The following is a 3,294-nucleotide window of genomic DNA, read 5'->3' as shown; positions in this document are numbered from 1 at the left end:
GCAGCGTGCACTGCTGCAACAACCAGTGCAGGTAGTTGTCGAAGCCCGCGCTGCCGCCCTCGACGAACATCCCGGTGCTCGGATCGAGCCCGGCATCCTTCTGGAAGGACATGTACAGCGCGCGCACCACCGGATAACCGATGACCACGGCAAGGGCCAGCAGGACGGGCGTGACCAGCAGCCACGCCCGTCGTGAGGCGCGCAGTTCGGCTCCCAGCCCGGCGAGGAACCCGCGCCGGGGCGCGACGGATTCGTCCTTCGACAGGGGTGGGGCCGCGTTCGGGGGAACCGACACCGTTTCTCTCTTCTCCTACGGGCTGGTCGGGTCCGTGCGCGTCACCGCCTACGAACCGGCGGTCTCGATGCCCTTCTGCATGTCGACGATCGCGGCGTCGACGGACTTTGCTCCGGTCAGGGCAGCATAGGCGTTGTCCTGGATGGCCTTCGACACCGCCGGGTAGAACGGGGTCACCGGGCGCGGCACCGCGCCGGCGATGGACTCCTTGAGCGCGGGCAGGTACGGCATCTTGGCGATCAGGGCGGGCTCGTCGTAGAGCGAGGCGCGCACCGACGGCAGGGCGCCCGAGGCGACGATGTGCTGGGCGTCCTCGCTGATCAGGAAGCGCAGGAAGTCGAGTGCGGTGGCCTTGTGCTTGGAGAAGGAGCTGATCGCGGCGTTGTAGCCGCCGAGGGTGGAGGCGCCGATACCGTTCTCACCCGGCAGCGGGGCGACCCCGAAGTTGTCCTTGACCAGCGAACCCTCGCCGCTCGCGTCACCGAAGGTGGACGGCCAGCCACGCATGAACAGCAGGTTGCCCTGGGTGAAGGCGTTGGCCGCCTCCGGCTCCTTGAAAGTGATGGCTTCCTTCGGGATGTCGCCGTTGTTGTAGGCGTCGACCAGGGTGCTCAGGCCGGCGCGGGCCTGCGGGCTGTCCACGGTCGCGGTCTTGCCGTCGGGGCCGACGAAGCTGCCGCCGAAGGCGTTGATGACCTCGGAGGTGTTCACGGTCAGGCCCTCGTAGGGGGCGAACTGACCGGCGTAGCAGCCGATGCCGTTGTCCCGGGCGATCTGGCACATGCCGAGCATCTCGTTCCAGGTCTTCGGCGGCTCTGGCACCAGGTCGGAGCGGTAGAACAGCAGGCCGCCGTTGGTGTTGCGCGGCGCGGCGTAGAGGGTGTTGTTGTAGGTGGCGCTGGCCACGGTGGGCGACAGCAGCGTCGAGGTGTCGATCGAGAAGCTGTCCTTCAGCGGCTGGATCCAGCCCTTGGCCGCGAACTCCGCGGTCCACGGCACGTCGAGGGCGATGACGTCGTAGTCCGACTGCTGGGAGCGCATGTGCTCGACCAGGTCGTCGTACTGCTGGGAGGCGTCGTTGGACTGCTCCTTGAAGGTCACCTGCTCGTCCGGGTGCGAGGCGTTCCAGCGCTCGATGAGCTGCTTGACCACGCCGGTCTCGGTGGTGTCCTTGCCCTCGACGTAGGTGATCGGGCCGCGGCCCTCGAGGTTCTCGCTGGTGGGGCTGCCGCCGCTGTCGCTGGAGCAGGCGGTGGCGAAGGTGGCCGTCAGCAGCGCGGCCGACGCGGCGACCATCGCGGCGCGCGGCACGACCGATGAACGTAGGGACGACACCTTTTTCCAAGCCATCGCGGACACTCTCCAAAAAATCAACGACGTCTGCGGGTTACGACGTGAGCGGCAGCACACCGAGGCCGGTGCAACACGCAAGATACATGGTGCGCTCTGCCCGCGTCCGATCATGCTCGGGATTCGGGCCGCTCGCGGACCCGGGGCGCGGGCGCCGGGCGCTGTCGGGGCGCGCGGCTAGGCTGGCTCGCGATGAGTGCGCCGAACCAGGTTCCCGAGCGGATGCTGACCCGCATCGGCGGGCTGCTGCGCAAGGCCGAGGCCACCGACAACGAGCACGAGGCCGAGGCATTCCTCGCCGCCGCCCAGCGCCTGGCCACCCGTTCGTCCATCGATCTGGCGGTGGCCCGCGCGCACATGGCGGGCCGGGAGCGGCGGGTCGCCCCGGTCCAGCGGATCATCCCGATCGGCGAACAGGGCCGCAAGGGTCTGCGCACCTATGTCGCGCTGTTCGTCGCCATCGCGCACGCCAACAACGTCCGCTGCGACGTCGCCCGCACCTCCACCCAGGTCTACGCCTACGGCTTCGCCGCCGACATCGACCTGTGCGAGGCGCTGTACTCGAGCCTGCTGGTGCAGATGGTGCGCGCGGGCGACCACTACATCAAGTCCGGCGCCTACCGGGAGGCCACGGTGGACAAGATCGTCACCGAGCGCCGCGGCGGCGCGGTGCTCCGCCGCCGGGTCCGCGTCCCCGCCGCCGCGGTGACCGCCCGGCTGAACTTCCAGCTGGCCTTCGCCGAGCGGATCGGCCGCAGGCTCGCCGAGGTCAAGTCCACGGTCGAGGCCGAGGCCGTCGCCGAGGAAGCCGGGTCCGGTGCTGGTGTGTCCGGTGCTGGTGTGTCCGGTGCGGCGGAGGCCGGTGTGGGGACAGGCACCGCTGTGGCGTTGCGGAACAAGGAGATCGAACTCGCCGACTTCAACACCCGCACCTCCGAGGCGCGCGGCACCTGGCGCGGTCCCGCCGCCACCACCGGACACTCCGCCGCCGCGCGCAAGGCCGGTGACCGCGCGGGCCTGGTCGCGCGGCTGGGGCCGAACCCCGAATTGGGCGGGGCCAGAGGCGCGTTGGCGCCCGGGCCGGGAGGTCGCGAATGAACGCCGCGCGCGACGCCCAGCGCGCTCGCGTCTACGACGCCGAACAGCTGGTCCGCGGCATGTTCGACCGCGCCGACGAGGCCGGTCACCGCACGGTGGAATTCCACGGCTCCCTGCTGACCCTCCCGGTCGAGCGCCGTTTCGCCTCCGTCGAGTCCGTCCAGCACTACGCCGATCGTGTCCTGGCCCTCAACTGGGTCCGCGCCCGGTGGGATCGCGCCGCCGTCCCGGTCCGCGTCCGCTCCCGCGCGGGCGCCGCCGCCGCGCACTACGACCCCGCCCGCGCGGAACTGGCCGTTCCCCTGCACACCGGCGACACCGCCTGGGCTCTACGCGAACTGGTGATCCTGCACGAACTCGCCCACCACCTGGCCCCCGATTCCGGCCCGCTGCCCCCGCACGGCCCCGAATTCTGTTCCCGCTACCTCGAATTGACCGACGGGGTCATCGGCCCGGAGGCGGCGCTGCTGCTGCGCGCCACCCTCCTCGACTGCGGCGCTCGCATCGGCTGAGCGGCGCCGCCGGACCGGATGGTCAGTCCTCGACCAGTT

General features: G+C 70.6%; 3 protein-coding genes and 1 pseudogene. 2 read left to right on the top strand and 2 right to left on the bottom strand.

Annotation, left to right across the window (positions count from 1 at the left end):
* Nucleotides 1–205, bottom strand: a pseudogene (locus QH283_RS18660) (sugar ABC transporter permease); the annotation flags it as partial.
* Between the two features lie 138 nt (nucleotides 206–343).
* Complete coding sequence (locus QH283_RS18655; protein ID WP_280504274.1) at nucleotides 344–1,645, bottom strand: ABC transporter substrate-binding protein; 1,302 nt, start codon at nucleotides 1,643–1,645, stop codon at nucleotides 344–346.
* Nucleotides 1,646–1,837: 192 nt separating this feature from the next.
* On the opposite strand from QH283_RS18655, the gene QH283_RS18650 reads away from it, so the two are divergent.
* On the top strand, nucleotides 1,838–2,743 hold the full coding sequence (locus QH283_RS18650) for a DUF2786 domain-containing protein (RefSeq protein ID WP_280504273.1): 906 nt from the start codon (nucleotides 1,838–1,840) through the stop codon (nucleotides 2,741–2,743).
* A complete protein-coding gene (locus QH283_RS18645) occupies nucleotides 2,740–3,255 on the top strand; it encodes a TIGR04338 family metallohydrolase (RefSeq protein ID WP_280504272.1) in 516 nt (171 codons plus the stop codon). The genes QH283_RS18650 and QH283_RS18645 overlap by 4 nt, the downstream gene beginning before the upstream one ends.
* Nucleotides 3,256–3,294: the final 39 nt, after the last annotated feature.

Origin of the sequence: Nocardia farcinica, from assembly GCF_029867845.1 — a bacterium.
GTDB classification, from domain to species: Bacteria; Actinomycetota; Actinomycetes; order Mycobacteriales; family Mycobacteriaceae; genus Nocardia; species Nocardia farcinica_A.
The sequence above is the reverse complement of the archived record's forward strand: the minus strand, read 5'-3'. Positions and strand labels throughout refer to the sequence as shown.